This window comes from Micromonospora sp. NPDC003776 (assembly GCF_053605645.1).
This window is the reverse complement of the sequence record NZ_JBSGJR010000950.1, coordinates 1-1,312: the sequence shown is the minus strand read 5'-3', so window position 1 is coordinate 1,312 and position 1,312 is coordinate 1. Positions and strand designations below refer to the sequence as shown.

At 75.4% G+C, this 1,312-nt stretch carries 1 protein-coding gene and 2 pseudogenes; all 3 read right to left on the bottom strand.

Annotated features, from left to right (window positions below):
* A pseudogene (locus ACWEVO_RS36610) lies at positions 1-227 on the bottom strand (hypothetical protein); the annotation flags it as partial.
* A 49-nt stretch (positions 228-276) separates the two neighbouring features.
* Complete coding sequence (locus ACWEVO_RS36605; RefSeq protein WP_452311964.1) at positions 277-1,017, bottom strand: DUF4129 domain-containing protein; 741 nt, start codon at positions 1,015-1,017, stop codon at positions 277-279.
* A 20-nt stretch (positions 1,018-1,037) separates the two neighbouring features.
* Positions 1,038-1,211 (bottom strand): annotated as a pseudogene (locus ACWEVO_RS36600) (uracil-DNA glycosylase); the annotation flags it as partial.
* Between the last annotated feature and the right edge of the window lie 101 nt (positions 1,212-1,312).

Here is a 1,312-nt window from a genome sequence, read left to right as displayed (position 1 = left end):
GCGCCGGTGACCCGGCGGACGGCGAGCACGGCGAGCACGGCCGCCACGATGATCCAGAGCGAGACCTGGAGGCCGACCGCGCGGAGCAGGACGAGCACCACCACCACGATCGCCGCGGTGACGGCGAGGGTCCGCAGCACCGGTCGCAGTCGCCCCGGCCGGGCCGCGTCCGGCGCCGCGTCCGGTTCCTCGGCGAACGACAGCAGGTCGTCGATGCTGGTGCTCACGCGGACACCACCGGGTCGGTCCGGTCGCTGCGCCGACCGATCCGCTCGCTCATCCGGTCGCCTCCGGGGCGGCGGCCAGGCTGGTCAGTTCGCCGCGCAGCCGGCGCAGCGCGGCCCGGGCCTGATCCCGCATCCGCTCGTCGACGGTGTGGGTCGCGTAGCGAGCCTCGCGGTAGACGTGCGCGAAACCGTCCAGCACGTCGGCGCTGGCGATCGCCGGGACGCCCGCCGCCGGGTCCCCGCGCAGCAGCCGGCTGACCAGGTCGGTGGGGGTGTCCCCGGCGAGCCGGGGCACCCCGGCATCCTCGGCGGCCTCCTCCAGCCGGACCCAGCAGGCGATCACGGCGGTCCGCGGGTCGGTGTCCCGGTCGTCCAGCTCCACCAGGCCGGCGTCGAGCGCGGCGACCACCTCGCGGGCGGTCCCCTCGGCGGTACGCCGGGTCCGGCGTACCGGCACCGCCCGGGTGGTCCGCCGCAGCGCTCCGCTGAGCACCGTCCACAGCACATAGCCCACCGCGGCCAGCACGGCCAGGGTGAGCACGGCGAGGGCCGTCCACAGGATCCACCGGGGAATCTCGGCGGAGGTGGGTGGGCCGGCGTCCCGGGGCTCGACCGGGATCGAGGCCGCCGGCTCGGCGGTGGGATAGTCCGGCACGTACGGGATGGTGTCGGCGGCGGGCGGGATGCGGCTGGCGCCGATCGACGAGTGCCCGGCGGCGATCGCGGCGACGGCGAGCAGCAGGGTCACCGCCGCGACCGGCCACCACCTGCGCAGCACGCCGAGGTCCATCCCACCGCCCCACGCACTCGTCAGTCCACCCCGGCCAACCGCTTCGCCCGGGCGAACACCTCGTCCAACATCGCCGGTGTCAACCGCCCGGTGAAGGTGTTCTGCTGGCTGACGTGGTAGCAGCCGAGCACCTCCGGTGCGGACCCGCCGGACCAGTGTGCCCCATGGCCGAACACCGGGCGCGGCGCGGGCGGGCGTTGCGCTGGAGGACCCGGAGTCGGTGCTGTCGTTGTACGTCGCGCTCCTGGTGCACGAACTCGACGCGTAGGCCCCTCGCAGCGCTAATCCACCCACC